Genomic DNA, 24,998 nt, shown 5'->3' on the forward strand with positions numbered 1-24,998 from the left:
CACGAACCGCCAGGAGTACCGACCGTGTCGATCATGTTGCCCCCGGCGCTTGCCAAGGTGTTCTCCCTCGTGAGCGGCATGAAGTGGCCCGAGGCCAACGAGGACAACCTCCGCACGGCCGGTGACGACTACCTGGCGATCGGGAAGGACATGCCCGAGCTGCGCGGTTACATCGTCGAGTTGGTCGAGAGCTGCAAGAGGGAGTTCGAGGGGGAGGCCGCCAACCAGTTCGAGGCGCGGATGCTCCAGCTCATCGGGGGGTCCGAGGGGAACGACGGGATCGACTACCTCAAGGCGGCGGAGGCGTCGGCGAAGGAACTCGGCGAGTTCGCCCACAAGGTGGCCAACCAGGTCGAGTACACGAAGTGGATGATCATCGGCCAGCTCATCCAGCTGCTCGCCCAGATCGCCTGGGCGATCGCCAACATCCCGCTCACCTTCGGCGCCTCGCTCGCGACGATCTTCGCCGCGCGGGAGGCGGCGGCGCAGATCATCAAGCAGGTCTTCCTCTGGCTGCTCAGGCAGATCGCACTGCACGAGTTCCTCAGCGTCACCACCGGCCTGATGCTCGACGTGATCATCCAGGGCATCCAGATCGGCAAGGGGCACCGGAAGGAGTGGGACGGCGAGGCCACGCTCCAGACGCTCAAGTTCGCGGCGATCAACGGCCTGATCGCCGGGCCGCTGGAACTGCTCACCTTCGGCTTCGGCAAGCTCTTCGGGAAGCTGTTCGGCGGGAGCATCGGCAACCTGCTGAGGGCCGACCTCAAGGGCCTCACCAAGGGGCTGGGCGGTGCGGCCGGGAACGTGGCCAAGAACGACGTCAAGGCCCTGGCGGGCGGCGTCCTGAAGGGAGACCTCAAGGCTGCGGCAGGGGGTGCGCTCAAGGGCGACCTCAAGGCGGCGGTCGGGAGCACGGTCAAGAAGGAGGCCGGGGCCGCGGCGGCGGGCGCCGCCAAGGGGGCGACGAAGACCGTCGGCGGGAAGGCCGCGGGAGCCGAGGCGAAGGCCGCCACCGGAAAGGCCGTCGCCGCAGAGACCGGCGCCGCGGCGGCCAAGGCCGCCGAGAAGAAGCTTTCGAACCTTGAGAAGTTCACCCAGGAGATGGGCAAGAGCTTCGAGGAGAACCTCTCGAAGCTGGGCATCGGCAAGGAGGTCGCCAACCAGGCCGGCCAGAACTTCGCCAAGACGCTGGCCTCCAACGGTGCCCGCTACGCCGTGGACCAGCAGACCGTCCGAAAGCTCCTGGACTCCGTCCTCAAGGGGGCATCGAAGGAGGAGCAGAAGGTCATCAGCGAGCTGGCCCAGCGCACCATGAACCTCGCGAGCGGCCTGCGTGCCCAGACCGGACTCCAGCTCCTCTACAAGCTCGGCGAGGGCATCGGCATGTACGTCAAGGGCGGCGTGCAGAACATCCTCACCGAGGGCACGTACAACGCGATCTACAGTGAGGACCACGAGTTCCACGTCACCTGGGAGAGCTTCGTCGCAGGTGTCTCGATGGGGGCGATCACCCACTTCGGGCACCAGATCACCGCGCCGCTCCAGCTCAGGTTCCAGAACCGGGTGCAGAAGTGGGACGCCAAGTCCGCCGCCACCAGCGACGACCCGTACTACGGCCCGTTCCACGCCCGCACCCTGCTGGCGCTGGCCGCGAACCTGAGCGGCCACCCGACGTCGCTGCTGATCCCCCGGCCGATGGGCCCCAAGGCCCGTGCGGCGCTGGGTCTCGACACACCGACGCCCGTCGGCACGGAATCGTCCGGCGCGTCCCACTCCTCGAAGGCGTCGGGCTCCGAGCACACCTCGGACTCCTCGCCCTCCTCCGGCTCCTCGCGCACCTCGACGACCTCGAATCCGCCCGCGTCCTCCGGCCGTCCGGCCGGCGGTTCGCAGGACCACTCCCGTCCGTCGACGGCCGAGGCCACGGGCGGCTCGACGAAGGTGGTGTCGGACGGCGGCACCGATGCCCCCAAGGCACCGAAGGCTCCGGAGGACAAGGAGCTCCCCCCGACGCCCACCACCAGGACGGCCGGGACAGCCGCCCCCGCCCCGGTACGGACCACCGACAACGCCCCCCGTTCAACCGGGCACATCCCGCCCCCCGCCGACAAGCCCCTGCCACCGGTTCCTCCGCGGACCGGCGCCGACGGCGGGCCGGTTGCGGGCGAGCCCGGGCGGGCCGCGGCTCCGGCTCCCGCCGACAGGCCCCTGCCGCCGGTGCCTCCGCGTACCACCGACGACAACCCGGGCACGGCCGGGCACACTCCGCCCCCGCGGCCCGGCGAGAAGCCGTTGCCGCCGACGCCCGTGCCCGTGCACACCCAGTCGGGCGCCGCCCATCGGCCGGACCCCGGACCGGCGCAGGCCCCGCACGAGCGCGCGGACCACGACCGCGCCGACGGGCGCGGCCCCGAGGACGACCTGACGTACCTGCCCGTCGACTACACGGGGGACAACCTCCGGGAGACGCCCGCCCACGGCAGGCGCCTGACCGACTTCGGGAGCGCGCAGCAGGGACGCTGGATCGCGGACCACGAGCTCCTGACCGGTCGGCGGAGGCGGATCGAGGACGCGCTCTCGCGAATGCCGGTCGACGAGACCAAGTACACCGTGGCCATGCACATCGGGGAGGGCAAGGTCCCGAGGGTCGACGGACGCACGCTCGAGCCGAAGGAGATGGCCGGGACGCTGCGGGAGCTGGAGGCGTCGGGGGAGTGGGATCCCCACTCCCAGACCGTCGAGTTCGTCGCGTGCGGTGCCGGCCGGTCCGTCGACTCCGGTTACGTCCGCCAGGTCATGACGGAGCTCTGGAAGAGCGTCCCCGGCGCCCGGGCCAGGGCCGCAGACGGCCCGGTATGGCTGGTGCCGTCGTTCTCCCGTCCCGAGCACGGCGGGATGCAGGACGGCCCCGGGCACCTGGTGGTGGCCACCCGCGTCGGCCTCGACGCGAACGGCCGGCCGGTGATCGAGGGCGGCGGGCAGTGGCACGAGTTCCAGCGCCCGCTCTCCGACGAGCAGGTACGGCTCCGGGAGAAGCGCACGCCGTGGTTCCTGCGATCGGAGCCGGAGCAGCCGTCCGCCCCCGACCACTACACGGCTGCGAAGCCCGGCGACCACATGGAGGAGCTGCCGGAGGCCGTCGTCTTCGGCGACCCGGCTGCCTCGGTGCCGGGGCACGACCCCGCGGGTGCACCGCCCGCCTACCGCCTCACCGCCGCGCCCGAGCACGCCCGCGCCGACGCGGCCGACCCGCGGCACGAACAGTGGGAGCAGGCACAGCGCGACCTCCAGGACACCTACGACGCCAAGCTCGCCGAGGCGGCGGAGAAGCAGCAGCAGGACCCGGACGGCAGCGGCCGGCCCCATGACGCCGAGGCCGAGGAGGCGCTGAGCAAGTCCCTCGCCGAGGGGCCCGTCCGCTTCCCCGAGGACGCCCCGGCGGACCTGCCCGTGCTGGTCCGGCAGCGGGCGCGCGACCTGATGTACGCGGAGCTGGAGGCCCGCCCGCAGGAGCGCGCGCAGATCCTGGCCGGCCTCGACGGGATCACCCACCTGGCCTCCGTGCGCGAGGCCGCGGTCCGGGTGGCCATGCAGCGCTTCGAGCACACGGTGACCGAGTGGAGCGCACCGCCGCGCGTGCTGGGCGAGGGCGACGGCGGTGCGGCGCGGCACCGGCCCGCCGAACTCCCGGCCACGACAGTCGACCTGATACGCCGTGAGGCGTCCGCCGAGTTCCGGACCCGGGCCGAGGAGCAGATCACCCGGATCTACGCCACGGCCGAGCACCTGACCGCCGCGAGCAACGCCGAGGCGGCGCGCACCCTCGACCGGATGGCCGAGCACCTGAGCGGTGAACTCGACCACCGGGCCGGCCGGGAGATGCTGCTCGACCGGGCCGACCGGATCGTCGACCGGGCGGACGGCGGCTGGTTCGACCGCATCGACGCGGCCGACCGGGAGCTGCTGGCTTCCGCCGGAGTGACCGAACGGCCCGAGCTCTCCCCCGACAGCCTGACCCTGATCAGGGAGTCGTCGCGCGAGCGGCTCACCGCCGAGTTCGACGGCATAGCCGGGCCGGTCGACGGCGCCGCCGGGCCCCGCCGGGACCGCCGCACCGCCGCCGACCTGCTGGCGCAGACGCTGGCCGGCCACGCCGACGCCCTGCCGCACGAGTTCGCCGTCCAGGCGGCCCGCGAGGCGGTGATCCGCCGGGCGGCCGAGGAGACCGAGAAGGCGGCCGACGGCTGGGCCGAGAGCGAGGGGAACGGCGACCGGGCCCGCAGCCTGGGCGTCACCGAGCACGACGTCCAGCGGGCCAGGGCCACGGTGGGCCGCGAGGTGGCGGAGGCACTCGACCGGCGGCTCGTGGAGCACCTCAGCCGCCCCGACCGGAACGAGCCGGACCCGGCCCTCGCCGAGGACCTCGCCGGACTCACCGCCACGGCCGGCCTGCACGACCGGCTGAGCCACCAGGGCGCTCGCCTCGCCGTCATCCGGGCGGCCGACGAGGCCGCCCGGCAGGCCGCCGGGAAGCACGGCGGCGGCCTGTCCGCGGACTCCGCCGACCGCGTCCGGACGGGGCACTCCGACCGGATCGGGGAGGCCTTCGACCGGGCGTTCCGCACCCCGGCCGACCTGGCCGGCCCGGAGGCGGCCGGCCGGCACGAGCAGTGGCTCGCCGAACACGGGCGCCTCACCGACGAACTGCCCGACCGCGTGCGCTTCGAGGCCGAGATCGTGCCCGCTCTGCGCGACGCCGCCGAGGGCTACCAGGAGCTCGCCGCCCGGCACACCCTCAGCGAGGAGCTGGTCGACTCCCTGCGGCGCGACTACGGCGACGACTTCTTCGAGCAGTACCGCGAGCTCTGGGGCCCGGCGGGCCTGGACGGCGCGGGCTGGCGGCGGCACCAGGCCGCCCACGAGGACGTGTTCGGCCGCGCGCCGGAGCGGGAGTCCGGCGAGGCGGGGCAGCGCGCCGGCGACGCGGCCGACGAGATCGCCCTCGCCCTCACCCTCCGCGAACCGCCCCGGACGGGCCTCGAAACCCCGGACGGTCCCGGCCGCCCCGGCAGGACACCGAACCGCCCCGAGGCCGCCGCCGACGAGGTGGCCCCCCGTACCGAGGACGGCCCGCAGACCGACGAGGTGGCGCCCGCCGCCCCGCCGCGGTCCGACGCGCCCGCCGACCAGGCGGCCACCCACCAGGAAGTCATCCACCAGGAAGTCGTCCAGGCAGTCACCGGGCCGCAGAACCCGGGCGACCACACCCCCGCGCGGCCGGACACGTCCGCCCCCGACACCCCCGAACTCGTCCTCTCCCGGGTCAACGAGGTGCTTGGCGGGCCCGAGGCCATGAGGGGCCTGCAGATGTCCTCCGGCCGGTACGTCGGCCTGGACGAGCCGGGACACAACATGCTGGCCGACGTCCGTGGCCTGGCCGACCGGCTGACCGGCCTCGGCCTGCTCGACCCCGGCACCAAGACCGGTCTCGACGCGCTGCACGACAAGGAGCTCGCCAAGCCGAAGTCCAGGCGACCCGTCCCCGAGTGGCAGACCAAGCTGCCCGTCGGCCACGCCCGCCGGCTGCGCGCCGCCGAACTCGACCTGGTGGAGCCCGTGATGACGGCGGCGGCCGGCTACCTCGGCCCCGTCCTGCGGCCGGAGCACGCGAGCGGACTGGGTGTGCGGATCGAACGCGAGGTCGGCCCCGGGGCGGCGAACGACCGCGCGGACGTCCGGGCACTCGCCGAGCACCTGCGCGGCCGGGGCCGGCTCGGCACCGACGCGTTCGAGCGGCTGGTCGACCACCTGGACGGCCGGTCCACCCCGGAGGGCACGGACCCGCTCGGGCCGCTGCACGACGCCGCGCTGACGCTGCGCGCCGACCACCTGGCCGGGCGGCTGGACCTGCCCACGCCGGACGGCGGCCACCGGCTGGTCGCGGCCATGGGGGAGCAGGGCCTGAAGATGACCTGGAGGGTGTCCGGCGCCAACCCGCCGCACCCCGCCAGCGACTTCAACCTCTGGGCGACCGGAGCCAGGGACGACGCACCGCCGCTGGCCGAGAGCACCACGCTCAACTGCTGGGAATCGGTCATGCTGGTGGCCCACCACGCCGGTCTGCTGCCCAAGGAGTGGATCCGCGAGACCTACCGGGGCTTCGGGGACACCGCGTGGGACACGCACCTGCGCGACCGACTGCTCCCGCTCGGCAGGACCTCGTACGACTCCGGCGCCGGTCCGCTGCCCCGCGCCGGCGACGTCGTCGTCTTCCGCAACGACCTCAGTCACGTGGCCCTGGCCACCGGCCGGACCGAGGACGGCGCCCCGCTGGTGCTCAGCTTCGGCGTCGGTGTGGACGGGAAGGCCTCGGCCGACGAGGTCGCCCTGGTGACCGTCGACGACGTCCTGCTCAGCCAGGCCGAGTTCGGCCCCGGCCCGTGGTTCCAGGAGCACGAGTCGGCCCGGGAACACGACGTCGCCCCGCGGCTCACGCCCAACGAGCCGGTGGAGACGGCGGTCCGTACGCCGGAGCCGGACCCCGCGGGGGCGAACTCCCTGACGCCCCGGCCCACGCCCACCGAGCTGGTGGATCCGGCGAGCCGTACCCGGGGGCCGGACTCCCCGGCGCCGCAGATGACGCCGAACCGGTCGCCGCGCTTCGTCGTGCGGTCGGGTTTCGAGGCACGCCGGTTCGTCCACGACGGTCCGGTGACCGATCTGACGGTCCGGGTGGCGTTCCGTGAGGGTGGCGGGCACGACACGGGCGCGGTGTGGGGCCGGGCGGTCGCCGGTGTGGAGGAGTTCCTCAACGCGCCCGGCTACCGGCTGGCCAACGGTGACCGGCTGCACGTGACCGTGCTGCGCGCAGAGCCCGGTGAGAAGGCACATCTGACGGTGGACCTGGTCGGCCGGGACCGGGGCATGGACCAGCGGTCGTGGTGGCCGGACGCCGAGCCGGTCGACTACGCGCACGAGTTGGGACACCAGCTCGGTCTGCGCGACGAGTACCGCACCGGTGATCTGTCGCACCGGCCGGACGTCAAGGGCAGTCTGTTCGGCGACTACCGCGAGCCGGCTCCGGGTGGCCTGCGGCAGGGTGGTCTGCGCGACCGGCACCTCGAGCTGATCTCGGCCGTGGTCGGCCACCTGGACACCCCGGCGACCGCCGGGCCGCACCCCGGCACCTGGGAGGCGGCCCGCGCGGCGGCGACCCTGCACGAGCGCAGCCACGTCTGGGTGGACCCGGTCTCCGTTCCGCAGACGCGTGCCGGCGAGGTCGCCCCGCAGGCGCCGCGGAACCCGGAGCCCCCGACCCAGCAGCAGGTCACCGCGGGAGAGCAGCAGGCCTGGATCCCGACGCCGGTCGACGACGCCACCGTCGAGTCGGTGGCGCGCGGTCTGATGGCGCACCTGGCCGTTGCGACGCCGGACCGGGACGCGATCGCGGTGCTCATCAGCGCTCTCGGCACGGAGCGCGCGGACTTCGACCGGCTGGTGATCCGGTTCGCCGAGGAGAACGCGGGGCAGGACGTGGTGCCGCTGCTGCACGCAGCGGCACAACACGGGCCCCTGGGTCTCCTCACGGCGGACCTCGTGCCGGCACTTTTCGGCCGTGCGGACGTCAGTCCGCCCGCGGACCTCGCCATGATGCTCCGGCATCCGCAGGACCTGGCACGGGCCGGGCAGATCCGGACGGCGCTCCACGACGGCAGCCTCGACGACCTGCTGGGCGTGATCGGCCCGCTGCGGCAGGACCTCCGGACGCTGTGGCGGGTGATCGACATCTACGAGCGGGGAACCGGCCGTCCGCTCCTGGAGGAGGTCCGGACCAGGTACCCCGAGGCGGGCGACCTGACCTCCTACCTGATGGGCGGAGGGTCACTGGAGCGTCAGGTCGTGGACCACGCGGAGGTCATGGCCCTCTTCCACGACATGCAGAACCTCCGTTACGAGGACGCGACGGAAGGGAGCCAGCAGGTCCCCTTCGACTTCCCCGACGACGGCTGCTTCAACAGGGCGCACCTGATGGCCGTCCGGCTCACCGAACTCGGTGTCGCCAGCCAGAAGGTCTTCGTCCGGTACCAGACGGCGCCGGACACGCCCGGTCTGGCGGTCGCCTCCATGAACGCGGCGGACGCCACCGCGAACGCGGCGGGAACGGTCAGGTGGGACTGGCACGTCGCCGTGGTCGTCGATGTCGACGTCAACGGGGACGGCGGACGGCACGCGATGGTGCTCGATCCCTCGATGGCCGATCGGCCGCTGCTGGTGGACCACTGGATCGCCGGCATGGGCGTGCGCGTCGGCACCTCGATGCACCTCGGCTCCTCGCACGCGGACGTCACCTCACAGCTGGCCGGGTTCAAGAGCAACGCCGCTCTGCAGACCGACCTGCTCGGATACCCCATCGGCGTGGCGACCCACTACACCACCGAGCGCCACACGTACTACCTGGCCGTGTCCAGCGGCATCGGTCAGCCCGACGGCGCGAGCCTGGGAGCTTCCGAGCGCCACTTCCGGGACAAGGAGGTGGACGGGACCGACGACCGCCGGATCAACGGCCTGATGCGGTCCTTCGACCGGTTGCTCGCGCAGCCCACCGGCAGCGGACAGACCTGGTCGGCCGAGGACCACCCGATCGAGCTGTTCTCGCCGGTGCGGGTGCCGCCGGACGGTGACTGTCTCTACCACGCCGTCAACACCGTGCTGTTCCCGGGCGTCCCCGACGCGCTCGCACTGCGTACCCGGGTCCTCGACTGGGTGCTGGAGAACGACAACCTCCTCGCGGTCACCACGTTCGCGGCGGAGCACGGGACGACGATCAACGACCTGGCCCTCACCATCGGCCTCACCGGCAACTGGAACACTGCGGCCGGGGACCTCGCACCGAGGGTGGTGGCCTCGGCCCTGGGCGTGCGGCTGCACATCCACCAGAGCGGGGCGCAGACTCACGTCCTGGAACCGCTCAACGGCCAGCAGGCCACCCGGGACGTCCACCTCGCGCTCGCCGGGGACCACTACTCCGCGTTCGTCCCCGACCGGCCCGCCGAGGCCGACGGCGGACAGAAGCGGCCCCACGAGGGCGACGACGGCAACGGGACGGACCAGGGGGGCTCGGCCGGCAAGAGGGCCCGGCCGCTCGAAGAACTCGCGCCGCGGCTCACGCCCACCGAGGCGGGGGAGACGGTGGTCCGTACGCCGGAGCCGGACTCTCCGGTGGCGGACTCCCTGACGCCCCGGAGCAACCTCGACCGGACGCCGCGCTTCGTCGTGCGGTCGGGTTTCGAGGCGCGGCGGTTCGAGCACGACGGTGGACCGGTGACGGATCTGACGGTCCGGGTGGCTTTCCGCGAGGGCGGTGGGCACGACACGGGTTCGGTGTGGAGCAAGGCCGTCCGTGGCGTGGAGGAGTACCTGAACGCGCCCGGCTACCGGCTGGCCAACGGTGACCGGCTGCACGTCACGGTGGTGCGTGCCGGGGCGGAGGAGCGGCCGCATCTGACGGTGGACCTGGTGGGCCGGGACCGGGGCATGGACCAGCGGTCGTGGTGGCCGGACGCCGAGCCGGTGGACTACGCGCACGAGTTGGGGCACCAGCTCGGTCTGCGCGACGAGTACCGCACCGGTGATCTGTCGCACCGGCCGGACGTCAAGGGCAGTCTGTTCGGTGACTACCGGTCGCCGGCACCGGACGGGCTGCGTCAGGGCGGTCTGCGGGACCGTCATCTCCAGCTGATCTCGTCCGTGGTGGGTCATGTGGAGGCCCCGCACGTGACCGGGAGGCACGACCTGACCTTTGACCAGGCCCGGGCCGAGGCGCCGCCGCACGAGCGCAGCCACACCTGGGTCGACCCGGTCTCCGATCCCCTGAAGCAGGCGACGCAGGCCGGTCCGCGGCCGGCCGAACCGCCCGCCGTGGTCCCGCAGATGTTCGGTCCGCAGAGCGCTTCCGGTGTCTCTCACCCCGAGCGCTGGCTGATCAAGCAACCCGGCTACGCGTCCGGCGACCGGTTCGGCATCTCGGTCGCCCTGCTCGGTGACCCGCACGCGTATGTCCTGATCGCGCGGGGCCCGCAGCCGGGAATGGTGGGACACGATCCGGTCCGGGACAAGTCCGCGGAGATCGCGCAGTTCTACGAGTCCACCGGGATCGGCAGCGACCGGATCCGCTTCGCGGATGTTCCGGGTATGGACAGGGGTCTCTGGGGGGCCCTGAACCGCGAGGCCGGTCGGATCGTGGTGCAGGAGTGGAACGTCCCGGCGGACGCGAACAACGTCCGTAATGTCGACGAGGGCACCAACTACGTCGCGACTCATTTCTCGGCGCCGCTGCGGGAGACGGTTCGCGCGGCCTGGGGGTTGACGGACGCGTACGACCCGCAGATCAGCTCGTGGCTGGGGAGCCGGGGAATCACCCTGCCGGCCGGCGGTGGGAGGGTGCTGGTGCTCTGGTCGCGCTTCACCGGGAAGGCTGCCGACTGGTCCAACCTGCGCGGCCGGATGGAGCACGACACCGGTTTCCAGGGCGTCCGGCAGATTCTTCGTGACGTCGCCCGCGCGTACGACGCGGTCGTCATCACCGGGGACCCTCACCCCAGGCCGGAGAAGAGCGACAAGTGGGACCGGCTGGTTGCCGAGATGCGCGCCGAGCTGAACCACGACGGCATCCATCAGATCACCGGATTCTGGCGGAACGCCGGAGCGGAGGTCACCTCCTGGATGGGGGCCGACAGGACCGGGCAGCTCCGGCTGTACGACTACCTGAACCGCGCGCACGACCTGGACCACCTGGGGTTCCGTTCCGGCAATCTCGAGGCCGCCGCCCTCGTCGGTCACCGTGTCTCGTACCTGGAGGACGAGCGCGCCACCGGGTCGGAGCGGATGGAGCGGTGGCACCGGAGAACCGACGTTCCGGGTGCCAGCACCACCGAGATGGGAGGTATGGCGCCGGGATACGAGCGTGCGCTCGTATCCGCGCCGCCCACCGCGTCGGGCCGGCACTCCAAGCAGTTCGAGCGCCTCTATGCCCGCAGCCTGTACCAGCCGCCGGCTGAGAACGCCTCGTGGCGCAAGCCCGTCGACGTCTACAGCCAGGAACGCGGCTTCGGGCTGCGCGACCTGGACATCATTCGCGAGCGCCTGAACCTGCCGGCCGTCGACCGTACCGAGGGCCGGGACGCGTTCTTCGCCGACCGCGTCGACCACCTCCAACGCCGGTACCAGGCCCTGCTCGGCTACGTGGAGAAATTCACGTACGGCAGCGCCGCGATGAGTTCCTACCGGTCCTGGAACGACCAGGACTTCACGACCAAGCCGAAGCCGGGACGGGCCGAGGCCCTCTACAACAGGCTCGTCGCAGACAGGCTTCCCAGCCTGCGGGACATGTGGACCGAATACCGGCGCCTCGTCATTGAGGCGTACTACCCGCAGTACCCACAGCACGATCCGATGGACGTCAGCGAGGTCGCCCCTCCGGCGCCGCCACGGACCGACCCCTCGGGCCTGACGGAGTCGCCCGGCGCTTCGGCCGCCGCGTCCTCCTCCTCGGCGGCGCCAGGGCATGTCACTCCGCTTCCGGGCGCGGTTCCGTCGAACGTCGCCCGGGAGCGCTACGGCCTGTCCGACGGCGACTCGGGCAGGTTCCAGCAGGCCGGGCAGGACCACGAGGCGGTGGTCAACGCCCGGCCGCCGGGCGACCTGGCCGGCTCCGGCGACGCGCCGGGCCCGCACCCGGTGGTGGATCCGTCCTCGGTGGTGGACCCGCGCCCGGCGGCGGACCAGCAGGTCCAGCCCGCCGTGCCCCCGGCGCCGCCGGTGCCCCTCGCACCCGCGCGGTTCGGCGAGCACCGGCTCGGGGCCTCCGACGTCCTGGTCGGCCTCCGCCACGACGAGGCGACCGTCTTCCGGCAGCTCACCGAGCACTTCACCGCCGCGCTTCCCGGGGAGCGGGCCGCCGCGCAGACGCTGGCGGAGAGCCTGTTCGGCGGCGAGGTGCTGCGGCCGCTGCTCTCGGTGCTGTCCCGCGGGGACGTCCGGGAGGTGCCGTTCTCGGCCGGCAGTTGGTCCGGCACGATCCGGATCACGGCCACCGTCGGCACCAGCGTGCACCGCCGGACGATCGAGAACTTCGAGTTCGAGTACGGCTCGGAGCAGCAGACCACCGTCGGCGTCACCGCGGACGGACTGTGGCAGGCGAACCTGGGCCTCCAGGTGAAGGGCAAGTTCGGCAGCGGCGGGGACCTCACCGAGACCCTCGGCTACCAGCAGGGGTGGATGACCGGCACGAGCACCGCCGACGCCGGCCGGACGCTCGCCCGCGGGAAGACCAGCGAGACCGCGGCCGTGTTCGAGACCGGGTTCCGCGTCGGCGTGGAGTTCACGGAGGCTCACTACCGCGGCGTCCCGCGGCCGGTGGCGGTCACGGAACCCGTCCACCTCGACCTGACCGGGGAGGTCGCCGTGCCGCTCCGGGAGACCGGAAACGCGCCGGCCGGGCTCGACCTGCACTTCGCCGTCCCGCACGGCATCGCCGAGCACCGGCGCCTCGCCGGCTCGCACATCGTGACCGACGTGTGGGCGCTCGACCGCCCGGTCGTTCCGGCGGCCCCGGCCGCCGTCCCGGCCGCCGAGGGCGCGGGCGGCATCGAGCTCGTCCCCGTCGGCGAGGACGCGGGCTCCGCCCCGGCTCCGACCGCCGGGCTGACCACCGGACCGGCCCTGACCGGCATGGCCAAGGTGGTGGCCGGCTTCGAGCACGACGCCGCCGAGTACTTCGGCGGCCGGTGGCCCGAGTTGAAGGCCAAGCTGCTCGACGAGATCGACCTCGGCACCCTGCACCAGGACCTCAAGGCGCTGATGTCCGGCCAGGAGCTGACCGTCACGCTGGACAGCCTCACCGGCCCCATCGCCGTCGTCACCCTCCAGCGAGCGACGGTCAGCAGGATGCAGCAGGTGGCCAATCTGCCGTCCACCGAGTTCAACATCGGCACCGGGACGGCCCGTGCGCACGTCGAGCAGGTGACCGGCAGCAAGGAGTGGCAGACGCTGCCGTCGAGCGTGGGCAACGGGGCCGGCAAGAGCGGGTTCGGCGGGTTCGGCGTGGCCGGCCGGGCCGGCCGGGACCACGTCGAGCTGCGCGGCAGTGGTGACGAGCTGTCGCTCTCCACCAAGGTCAAGTCGCCGGCCGTGGCCTTCGAGGGCGAGGCACGGATCGAGGTCCGGTTCGGCTGGCGGAGCCGGCTGAACCGGCCCGCGGACGCGACGTTCGACACCACCGTGGGCTTCCGCAGCGTGATCGACCAGGACGAGGCGGTGCCGGTGCCGGTCACCGTCGACCCGCAGACACAGGAACGCTCGCAGCCGCCCGCCTTCACGCTCGCGTCCGAGTTCACGCCCCCGCAGCCCACCCCGCACCTGCTCGACGGCATCGTCCCCGGGCCGCCCGACGGGGTCTGGCCGGGCCCCGGGCACACCGGCCTGCCCGACGGCACGACCGTCCGCGACGTGCGCGACATCGCGCCGCTGCACCGGCGGCTCGACGAGATCGGCCGGGCGCAGCTCGGCGAGCGCGGCTGGCAGGCGGTCCGTGCGGACGTCCTCCAGAGCTTCTCGCACGCCGCCGTCAGCGCCCACCTGGTCACGATGACCCGCGGCTCCGCGCTGCGCACCCCGGAGGTGACCCTCGGCCCGCTGAAGGGCCTGCACCTGACGCTCACCGCCGAGGTGGTCCGGATGGCCCACCGGCGCGGACAGGACTCGGCGGACCTCAACCCCGTCCGGGAGGGCGGCACCGTCGAGTCCCGGCGCTACCTGCGCTCCGACACCACGAGCGGGCAGGTCCAGGGCGGCGGCAAGGCGGTGACGCAGGTCCGCGAGCACACGCTCGACGCCGAGGGCAAGCCGTTCAAGGACGGCTTCCAGGGCGGGGCGACGGTCAGCCGCGAGGTGCGCAGCCGGGACGGCTGGCGGGGCGGCACGTCGACGAAGAGCTACGCCAGCGGCAAGTACCGCAGCCCGCAGGAGCTGTACGACACCGAGGTGCGGCTCGACCTGACCGTGAACGGCGTCCGGGACGCCGGCGATCCGGTCCGGATCGCCGCCGAACTGAGCCTGGAACGCGTCCACACCGCCCCAAGGCCGGTCGGTGCGGACGACCTCCACGGCTTCACCGGCCCGGCCCGTACGGATCACCCGGCCCCACCGGTGGCGCAGCCGCCGCTCGGTCCGGAGGTGGGCCGCGACCGGCTCGGCCAGTCCGACGTGGTGCTCAGCTTCGGAGCCGGCGACACCGCCGTGCTGCGGCGGGTGGAGGGGGCACTCGGGCAGCTCGGGGCGGTGCCGGCGCAGCTGTCGGCCCGACTGGCCCGGCAGCTCGACCCGATCGCCCTCAAGGCCGCGCTGTCCGGGCTGAGCCGGGGCGGGGCGATCCGGATCCCGGTCGACCACGGCAACTGGACGGGCACGGTGGTGGTCACGGCCACGCTGACCGGGCTCCGGCACCGGGACTCCGTGGAGGGCTTCGAGTTCGAGCTGGGCAGTCAGCAGCGCGGCACGACCGGGTTCACCTGGGACCGGCGGACGAGGAACCGGATCCGCGTCCAGCTCCGCGGCACCGTGCCGCACGTCACCGTCAGCGGCGAGTACGCGCACACCCGCGACTCGTTGCAGGGGCTGACCGTCGACCGCACCGGCGGTACCGGCAGCCGCGGCAAGAGCGTCGAGGAGGCCGACGTGCTCGCCGGCTCGGCGGCCTTCACCGTCACCTTCGAGCCGGGCCGGTGGAGCCGCCGGCTGCCGCCGATCACCGAGCCGGTCACCGTGCCGGTCGTGGTCGCGACGCCGCACCGGGAGGCCGTCCCGCCCGCGCCGGCGGTCCGGCTGCCCGGTCACCGGCTCGGCTCCTCGGACATCGTCACCCGGGTCTACCGCAGCAACGGCGCGCGCGAGGACGGGACGGCCCACCAGGTCGTCGCGGACCTCGCGCCCGCCGCCCGGGCCGTCCTGGGCCGGGACTGGCCGGGCGTGGCCGGGAAGCTCGCCGCGGAGCTGGGCTTCGACCGGCTGCACACGCAGCTCAAGTCGCTGACGTCCGGCCACCCCATCGAGGTCCGGCACGGCCGCACCACGGCCCGGATCACCGCCGAGGTCGGCTCGCTGACCCGGACCGGCGAGGCCCCGCAGGTCGAGTTCAACATCGGCAGCAGCGCCCAGACCTCGCTCACCAGCTCCGACGGTGGCACCAACACCGGGGGCGGCCACGGCGACTCGCTCAGCCTCGGCGCCCTCGCCACCACCGATCCGCTGGGCGCGGGTGCCGCCTTCGTCGGCGGTGGAAACCTCACCCTCGGCCGCGGCGTGGACCGCATGGAGCACCGGAGCGACGTCACCGTCGCCGGAACGGCCGTCAAGACCAAACTCGCCGCCGACGCCTACCGGGCCGAGGTGCGGATCAGGGTCAGGTTCGAGCAGAAGCCGCTGATCCGGCTCTTCGGGCCCGACCACGACGCCATCCGCCCCGACGCCGCGGCGCGCGAGCAGATGTTCCGCACCGAGGACCGCCTGCGGGCGGCGGCCGATGCCGCACGGCCGCAGTCCCCGGACGGTCCGGTCACCCCGGCGCCGGCGTCGCCGCTCCAGGCCGTCACCCGACGGCTGGTCAGGGCCGGGGACGTCCTGCTGAGCCAGGGCTCGTACCGGCGGGTGGAGGCGCAGGCCGTGATCCACGCGGACATCCTCACCGAGACCGGCCGGGCCGAGCCCGTCCCGACCGCGACCCGCACCCCCGTCGGCCCCGCCACGGTGCGCCGGCCGCCAGCCGAGGTGTTCAGCGGCGGCCCGCGCGGCGGGGACGTCCTGCGGTGGCTCGGCGACAGCTCGGGTGTCCAGGACCTGCTGGGCGCGTACGGCGAGCGGTTCTTCGGGGCGCGGACCTGGGGGTGGCTGGAGCACGTCGCCCGCGACACCTACAGCCACGCGCAGCTCTCCTCCCTCTTCGGATCGGTCGCCCGCGGCCGCCACGTCCCGGCACCCGAGGCCGGAGCGTCGGCGGGTGACGCCGCCGCGCCGGCGCACGAGCCGCGCGATGTCGTGCTGCCCGACGGCAGGGCGATCACCACCCCGTCCGTCGGCAACCGCCTGTTCGTCGCCGACGCCGGGATCAGCGCCACGGTCTCCATCGTCCAGCTCGAACACATGGGCGACAGCTCGCGGGCCAACCTCAGCCCGGCCAACGACTCCACCGGCGGCGGGCGGAGCACCCGGCTGGACTGGCGGCAGTGGAACCTCCAAGGCCAGCTCGGCGCCCAGGCGGGCGCCAAGGGCGCCGCCGAGGTCACCACCAGTGCCCTGTTCGGCGGCGGCCACCGCCACCGCGAGGGGCCGGCGGCCGGCACCACCGGAAAGACCGTCGCCGGTGCCAAGTTCCCCACCGAGATGGCCCGCTACACCGGCTACGCGTCGGTCGAACTGACCTTCCGCGACGGCAGCACCACCCGGACCGAACGCGGACTGGTCCCGATCGAGATGGAGATCCCGCACAGCGATACCACCGCACTGGCATCGGCGAGTAACCAGCGGGTGCTCTTCTCACCCCTCCACCCCGAGGGCGAGACGATCAGCCGCGACTCCGTCCCCGACGCCGTCGCCGACGCGCTCGCCACCCCCGTGCCCGGCACCGAGAACCGGGTGCACTGGCTCGCCGACCTCGCCGAGCGCGGCTCGACCGCCTCGCACGCCGTCCTGGAGGCGCTGCGCCGACTCCCGGCCGACGACCGCTACTTCACCGTCGCCTACCACGGCACCGACGACGGCGCGCCGACGTGGCTCGGCGAGCGGCTGTCGCCCGAACAGATGGCCGGAACGCTGCTGCGGCTCGCCGAAGGCGGGCGGTGGCAGGGCGAGCCGCTGCGCTTCCTCTCCTGCTACTCCGGCCGGTCCGACGCGCCTGCACAGTCCTACGCCGCCCGGACCCTGACGGCACTGCACGAGGCGCTCGCCGCCCGGCAGGCCGACGGCGGGCAACTTGGCCCCGCCCTGGCCAGGCTCGACCACCTGGAGGCCTACGCACCCGGCGACCTGCTCTACCTCACGGGCGGCGACCAGCCCCGCGCGGTCACCGCCGCGAGGGCCGGCTACTCGGCCGACGGCCGCCCGCTGATCGAGCAGCCCGGCGACTGGCACCACCTGACGGTCACCGAGGACGGCACCGTCAGCTCCACCCCGCACGGCCAGGAACTCCTCCACCCCGACGAGCCGCCGATCCCTCGCGCCACCGTGGAGGACCCGATCACCGACGACCGGATGGCCGTCCTGGGGCCGAAGAACGAGACCAAGGCGGCGGACAAGGCCGGGCTGTCCCCCGAGGGGCTTCGCGTCCTGGAGCAACTGACACTGACACCGAGCACCGAGACGCCGAAGCCCGAGACCGAGCTGCTGGGGGAGCTGGCGGCCCACATCAAGGAGCTCGGCCCCGGTGGCCTGACACCGACCCCGGAACTGCTCGGCCTGGTGAACCCCCACAACACGTTCAAGGGCAAGCCGGATCTCGGTCACAGCCTGAAGGTCCTCGCCGCCTTGCGCAGTACACACCTCGGAACGCCGAGCGTCGCCCCTGCGCGGCAGCTCGAATCCGCGTCGCGGCCTCGCGCCGCGAGGGACCTGCTGGGCGATGTGGCGGACTTCCGCAGCCACGGCACCGGGGAGGTGGGCCTGACGTCGCTGATGAACCGGATGCGAATCGCCGGGCCGGGCGGCTTCGCGACCGTCCTACTGGAGCGCACCGAGCAGGGTGCGACGAGCCGGGTGCACGCATTGGTCCATGGCCAGGACGGCACGTTCCGCTGGGTGGACCCCGACCGCCACAAGGTTCTGGACGCGGCGCCGGACGTAACACCGGCGGGCTTCGGCCCGACGGCCGAAGTCCTCGCGGTCACTCACGATTCCGCGGGCGACCTCATGGCCGGTGACGGTGCCATTGCTGGGCACATCACGGATCTGGTGGGGAACCTCACGTTCACCACGGGCGAGACGAGTGCCGCCGCCGGACTGTGGCTGAGGGGCGCGGAGGCCAAGGGCATCAAGCGCCCGGAGTGGACCTCGGCCAGGGTCAAGAACGGCGACATGGATCTTGCGACGTCCGCTGCGGACAAGGCGCTGAAGACCACCTGGCTGAAGGACGCCTCGGTCAACTCCGCCGACACCTGGCGGTGGAACAGGTCGTTGGAGACGTTCCGCGAGTTCGGCCGAACCCGTACGGCTGCCGCGGTCGAGCTCCGGGCGCTCGTCGACGAGTACCGCGCGATCGGCGAGAGCCTGGAGAGCCTCAACGGGGAGGGCGATCGCGCCGCGACGGCGGAGAGGCTGAGCACCGTCCACTCGAGACTGTCGACCGTGGTCCGGGCGGGCGAGGCCGCTCGCGGGGTGATCAAGATCAACGCGGGCCGGACCGACCGGAGGATCACCATCGACACAGGCCCCTTCACCCGGGCCGACGAGGCGGCGAAGACCGTCACGGCCTCGTTGGACGCGCTGACGGCCGACGGGGGCGAGTTGGGCCGGTACCTCGCCGAGGGCGGTGAATCCGCACGCGCCCGGCAGCTCGTCACCGGGCTGGAACGGAGCATCGGCGCGCTCGGCCGGGCCGAGGCGGAGATGGCCGGCCAGCTCCACGCGATGGCCGAGGTCACCAGCCGGGACCCCGCCGGCGAGCTCGGCCAGCAGCGGAAGGACGCCGAGGTCAACGTGATGCGTCAGGTCTACCGCGAGATGGCGACGTCGTGGAACTTCACCAAGGACGACGCCCACACGGCCCGCGGAACCCTGATGGTGCTGTCCAGCCAGGGGACGTGTGACAGCTGCAAGTTCGTGGTCGGCTCCTTCAACACGCACTTCCCCCACATGGAGGTCCTCGTCGGCTACGCGAAGCCGGGGAACTACGGGGAGAAGGGCGCGCGGAACACCCGGGACCTGTCGATGGGGCCGGTGAACATCACGGTCCCGATCTGGTACGGGTACGAGAGGGGCTCGGAGAGCCGGCTCGCGGCAGGAGGTCGGGAGATGTTCTACCTCGCCCCCGACCCGCTGCCGGCGCCCGGGGACGGGGCGACGCACGCCCCGCCGGTACCCCCGACGACCGCGCGGCCCACGTCGGACGGGAATGCCCGGCAGGGTGGGGGGACGGCGGGGAACACCCCACGCGGGGGCCATCACAGCGGTACGGGTCGGCACGACGGGAACAGCAGGCAGCGCGGTGACGGGGCCGACCGCAACGCCCGGCCGGCCCCGGGCGATGGTGGTGATGGCGGTGGTGCTGCTCGCGGTCGCGGCGCTCGAGGCCGCGGCGACCGCGGCGGTCGTGGAGGCGGCCCGGGGAACCGCGGCTGACCCCGGACGGCAGAGGGCCCCGGCCGCCGACGCGGCCGGGGCCCGGTGGGCGGGGGCGGGCGGTTCAGCCGCCGAGGCCGCGGAGGGTGTGGTAGACGCCGCAGACCTGGAGGGCGAGCGGGAGGAGGGAGAGGGCGGTGAGGGTGTGCAGGATGTCGGCGAGGCGGCCCCAGTAGGGCAGCAGGCGGCGGCCGGGGACGGTCCAGGCGACCACCAGGAGGGCGACCGCCAGCGCCAGGAGCCCGCCCACCAGGGCGGCGATGCGCTCGGTCGGTGACGCGCCGGTGGCGAGGCGGACGAGCAGGGCGGCGCCGCCGAAGATGCCGGGCAGCAGCAGGCTGAGGCGCTGGCGGATGCTGCCGATGGCGCGCCCGTGCAGGAGCAGCAGCAGGCTGAGCGCGGCGGCCTGGACCGGCGCCGCCCAGCCGGCGGTGGCGGCGAGCACGGCCAGGCAGGTGGCGCAGACCGCGCCGATCGCGGTGTAGAGGGCCATCAGGTAGTCGTCCGCGACGAGGCTGCGGGGCAGCACGGAGGCGGCCGGGAACGGGTCGATGTTCTCCTGGAGCTCCTCCGCGTTGCGCGGCAGCATGGGCAGCCGCAGGCCGGAGAGGCGGAAGGCGAGCGACGGGACGAACGACCCGACCAGGACGGCCACCACCGTGACGACCGCGACCAGCTGGTCGGGCGTCATCCCGGCCAGCACCAGGACGCCGGCCAGCACGCCGAACGCCCCGACGAGCAGCAGCCCGAGGAACAGGGGCGCGGCGGCGCCGACCGCGGCCAGGGCCAGGACGGCGGCGCCGGCCGCCGCCGAGGAGGCGGCCAGGATGCGGGCGCCGAGCAGGTCGGGGCCGCCCGGGCCGCCGGGCAGCAGCAGTGCGGCCAGGCCCAGGTACGGGACGGCGGCGGCGCCGAGGGCTGCGCCGGCCCCGGTGTCGGCCATGGCCCGGGAGGCGCTGAGGGCGCCGAGCAGCAGCAGGACCGCCGTGGCGGCGGAGGCCGCCATCCGCAGGCCGGCCGGGCCGGGCAGGGCGAGCAGCACCCAGCCGCCGGCCACTGCCAGCAGGGCGACGGCCAGGGCGAGGCGGCGGGTCAGCGCGGGGCGCCAGTTGTCGCCGCGTTCGTTCATGCCGGTGGCCACGCCGTCCACCAGGTCGTCGAAGTGCACCGGCGGCAGGGCCTCGTGGCGCGGCCGGAGGTGGATCGCGTCGCCGTCGCGCAACTCCAGCGCCTCGGGGCTCTGCTCCTCGTCGAGCGGGTCCTCGCCGAGCCGTTGGAGGACCCAGCCGCTGTGCTCCAGTCCCTCCTCGGCCAGGTCGGCGCCGGCGTGGCCGAGGACGGCCGGCAGCAGGTCGGCGAGCGGAACGTCGGCGGGGACGGCGAGGTCGAAGACCGCCCCCGGCGCGTGGAACCTCAATCGGCACAGTCCTGCCACGACACTGCTGCTCACGCCACTCCTCGGGTGCGGGTCCGTCCGTGCTGTCTTCGTGCGGTGTTGGTGCTGTCTCTCGTCCTGTCGAACGGCCGGGGCGCCGTGCAGCGTTCAGGCGCAGGCTGAACCCCGGGAGGCCCGCGGCCCGTCAGCCTGGGAGGACGGCCGTGGCAGTGAGGAGCCCTAGGTGAGTGTGGTGCTGATCAACCGGACGCCCCGGCGTCCGGGGCCCGAGATGCCCGACGGCGAGGTGCAGTTGCAGGAGCCGCCGAGCCTGCCCGAGAAGCAGAGCGGCATGGCGAGCGTGATCAGCATGATGCCGATGGCGCTCGGCTCGCTGTCCATGGTCTTCATGTTCCTGCACCCGGGCGGCAGCGAGGGCGGCGGCGCGCTCAGCTACGTCGCGGTCGGCATGATGGCGCTCTCGGCGGTCGGCATGCTGGTCACCCAGCTGATCCGCGGCTCCAGCGACCGCAAGCAGCAGCTGCGCGCCGAGCGGCGCGACTACCTGCGTTACCTGTCCCAGGTGCGCCGGCAGGTCCGGCGCTCGATCGACGCCCAGCGCCAGGCCCTCGCCTGGCGGCACCCGGCGCCCGGCGAGCTCTGGTCGCTGGTGGGCACCTCCCGGCTCTGGGAGCGGCGCTCCACCCACCCGGACTTCAGTGACGTCCGGATCGGTCTGGGCGCCCAGCGCCTGGCGACCCCGCTGGCCCCGCTCGCGACCAAGCCGGTGGAGGATCTGGAGCCGCTCTGCGCGCACGCGCTGCGGCGCTTCATCCACGCCTACGGCACGGTCGCCGACCAGCCGATGGCGATCCACCTGCGTGGCTTCGCCCGGCTGCTGCTGCGCGCCGACGACCCGGACGCCGCGCGGGCGCTGGTGCGGGCGATGCTCGCCCAGCTGGCCGTGGTGCACGGGCCGGACGAGCTGCGGATCGCCGTCGTCGCCGAGCCGCAGCGGCGGGCCCAGTGGGAGTGGGCCAAGTGGCTGCCGCACGCGCTGCACCCGAGCGACACCGACGGCGCCGGCCCGGTCCGGCTGGTCGCGGGCAGCCTGGTCGAGGTGGAGCAGCTGCTCGGCGAGGAGTTCACCGGCCGCCCCGGCTACGAGCCGGACGCCGTGCCCAGCCGCGACGAGCCGTTCACCGTCCTGGTGCTGGACGGCCCCGGCGCGCACACCGGCAGCCGGGCCGCGCTGGCCGGCTACCGCAACACCGTGCTGATCGACCTCGACGAGAGCCTGGAGTGGCGCCCGGCCCGGACCACGCTGCGGCTGCGGATCGACGGCGGCCGGCTCGCCATGGTCGGCGCGGACCGCAACCGCAAGGACGTCGAAACCGACCTCGGCCGCCCCGACGCCCTCGGGCTGTCCGCCGCGACCAGGCTCGCCGCCCTGCTGGCCCGCTACCGGATCGCCGACACCGTGGACGTCTCCGAGCCGCTGGCCACCGATTTCGACCTGACCGCCCTGCTCGGCATCCCCGACCTGCACGCCCTGGACGTGGAGGCGCTCTGGGCGCAGCGCGGCATCCCCAAGCGGCTGCGGGTGCCGCTCGGGTTCGGGCCGGACGGCCGCCCGGTGGACCTCGACCTCAAGGAGTCCGCGCAGGGCGGCATGGGCCCGCACGGCATGCTGATCGGTGCCACCGGCTCCGGCAAGTCCGAGCTGCTGCGCACCCTGGTGGTGGCGCTGGCGATGACGCACTCCTCCGAGGTGCTCAACTTCGTGCTGGTGGACTTCAAGGGCGGCGCGACCTTCCTCGGCCTGGACACCCTGCCGCACACCTCGGCCGTGATCACCAACCTCGCCGACGAGGCGGCTCTGGTCGACCGGATGCGCGACGCGCTGCACGGGGAGCTGATCCGCCGCCAGGAGGTGCTGCGCGAGTCCGGCCACGCCTCGCTGCTGGAGTACGAGACCGCGCGGGAGGGCGGGGCCCCGCTGCGGCCGCTGCCGACGCTCTTCCTGGTGGTCGACGAGTTCAGCGAACTGCTCGCCGCCCACCGGGACTTCATGGAGCTGTTCGTGATGATCGGCCGGCTCGGCCGCTCGCTCGGCGTACACCTGCTGCTGGCCTCGCAGCGGTTGGACGAGGGCCGGATGAGCGCGCTGGAGTCCCACCTGTCCTACCGGATCGGCCTGCGCACCTTCTCCGCGATGGAGAGCCGCGGCGTCCTGGGCGTGCCGGACGCCTACCAGCTGCCCTCCCAGCCCGGCAACGGCTTCCTGCGCAGCGACATCTCCACCCTGACCCGGTTCAAGGCCGCGTACGTCTCCGGCCCCTACCGGCCCAAGCGCCGCGCCGCCCAGCAGGCCGCGCTGGCCGGCCAGGTGGTCGGTTACGGCACCGAGTACCTGACGCCGCGGCAGGTGCCGCAGCCGGTGGTCGAGCCGGTGGAGGAGGCTGCGGCCGGCTCGCTGCTGGACGTCGCGGCCGGCCGGCTGCGCGACGCCGGTCCGCCCGCCCACCGGGTCTGGCTGCCGCCGCTGGGCGCGCCGCCCACCCTGGACGAGCTGCTGCCGCCGCTCGTCCCGCACCCCGAGCGCGGACTGACCACCGCCGACGCGCGGAACCACGGCGCGCTCGGCATTCCGGTCGGCGTCATCGACCGCCCGTTCCAGCAGCTGCGCGACCTGCTGACCGCCGACCTCGCCGGGGCCGGCGGCCACGTCGGCATCGCAGGCGCCCCGCAGAGCGGCAAGAGCACCCTGCTGCGGACCCTGATCACCGGCCTCGCACTCACCCACACCCCGCGCGAGGCCCAGTTCTACTGCCTGGACTTCGGCGGCGGCACGCTCTCCGCCCTGCGCGGCCTGCCGCACGTCGGCGGGGTCACCGGCCGGCACGACGGGGAGCGGGTGCTGCGCACCGTCGCCGAGATCAACAGCATCATCACCCGGCGGGAGAAGTACTTCGCCGAGCTCGGCATCGACTCGGTCACCTCCTTCCGCCGCCGCAAGGCCGCCGGTGAACTGCCCGACGACCCGCACGGGGACGTCTTCCTGGTGATCGACGGCTGGAACACGCTGCGCCAGGAGTTCGGCGACCTCGTCCAGCCGCTCACCCTGATCTCCCAGCGCGGCATCAACTACGGCGTCCACCTGGTCATCGCCACCACCCGGTGGGGCGAGATCGTCGGCGGCCTGCGCGACCAGCTGCAGACCCGGTTCGAACTGCGGCTGGGCGACTCCGTCGACTCGGTGATCAACATGCGCGCGGCGGCGAAGGTCCCCAAGGTGCCCGGCCGCGGCCTCACCGACGAGGAGCTGCACTTCCTCACCGCCCTGCCCCGGATCGACGGCGCCGGCCACGCCGACGACCTCGGTGACGGCGTCGCCGACCTGGTGGACGCCGTCGCCGCGCACTGGACCGGCCCGCGTGCCCCCGAGGTGCGGATGCTGCCGCTCACCCTCGACGCCGCCGAACTGCCCGCCCCCGAAGGCCGCCTGCGGGTGCCGATCGGACTGGAGGACACCGAGGTCGCGCCACTCTGGCACGACTTCGAGGAGAGCCCGCACCTGCTGGTGGTCGGCGACAGCGAGTCCGGCAAGACCAACCTGCTCAGGCTCATGATCAACGCCATCACCACCGCGTACACGCCCTCCGAGGCGCGGATCATGCTGGTCGACTACCGGCGCGAGCTGTACGACAGCGTGCCGGAGGAGTACCGGCTGGGCTACGCCGTCGCGGTGGACATGCTCCGCCAGATCGTCGACGGCGCCTCCCGGGCGATGAAGAACCGCATCCCCTCCGCCGACATCACGCCCGCGCGGCTGAAGCTGCGCGACTGGTGGGAGGGGCCTGAGCTGTTCATCCTGGTCGACGACTACGACCTGGTCGGCACCGGATCGGGCGCCCACCCGTTCGCGGCGCTGCTCGACGACCTCGCCCAGGGCTCGGAGATCGGCCTGCACCTGGTGGTCGCCCGCGGCGCCAACGGCATCGGACGCGCCCTCGGCGACCCGCTGCTGCGCAAGCTCCAGGAGGTCAACTCGCCCTCGCTGCTGCTCTCCTGCCCGCCCTCGGAGGGCTACCTGTTCGGGAACCTCAAGCCCCGCCAGTTCCCCGCCGGCCGCGGCCTCTACATCACCCGCCGGCGCACCGTGCAGGTGCAGACCGGCCGGCTGGCCGCGGCGGAGGGTGAACCGCTGGACCCGTCCGGGCCGTAGTCCCGGCAG

Annotated in this window: 3 protein-coding genes; 2 read left to right on the forward strand and 1 reads right to left on the reverse strand. The window is 73.6% G+C overall.

Going from position 1 to position 24,998, the window contains the following annotated elements; translation table 11 throughout:
• The first annotated feature begins 33 nt into the window (after positions 1-33).
• The gene (locus OG286_RS33790) at positions 34-19,386 is read left to right on the forward strand and encodes a protein-glutamine glutaminase family protein (protein ID WP_405363662.1); all 19,353 of its coding nucleotides are present in this window, start codon (positions 34-36) and stop codon (positions 19,384-19,386) included.
• Between the two features lie 64 nt (positions 19,387-19,450).
• On the opposite strand, the gene eccD is transcribed toward OG286_RS33790, so the two are convergent.
• Positions 19,451-20,836 (reverse strand): type VII secretion integral membrane protein EccD, encoded by a 1,386-nt coding sequence (eccD, locus tag OG286_RS33795; RefSeq protein WP_396321113.1) that lies wholly within the window; start codon positions 20,834-20,836, stop codon positions 19,451-19,453.
• A gap of 217 nt (positions 20,837-21,053) precedes the next feature.
• On the opposite strand from eccD, the gene eccCa reads away from it, so the two are divergent.
• Positions 21,054-24,989 carry a type VII secretion protein EccCa gene (gene eccCa / locus OG286_RS33800; protein WP_396321299.1) on the forward strand — a complete coding sequence of 1,312 codons (3,936 nt, stop codon included), beginning with the start codon at positions 21,054-21,056 and terminating at the stop codon, positions 24,987-24,989.
• The last annotated feature ends 9 nt before the right edge of the window (positions 24,990-24,998 follow it).

Source organism: Kitasatospora sp. NBC_00039, from assembly GCF_045160625.1.
Lineage (GTDB): Bacteria > Actinomycetota > Actinomycetes > Streptomycetales > Streptomycetaceae > Kitasatospora.

Excerpts from the sequence above, each read along its gene's own strand:
- eccCa (WP_396321299.1), top strand. The coding sequence starts at position 21,054 with ATGCCCGACGGCGAGGTGCAGTTGCAGGAGCCGCCGAGCCTGCCCGAG.
- OG286_RS33790 (WP_405363662.1), top strand. The coding sequence starts at position 34 with ATGTTGCCCCCGGCGCTTGCCAAGGTGTTCTCCCTCGTGAGCGGCATG.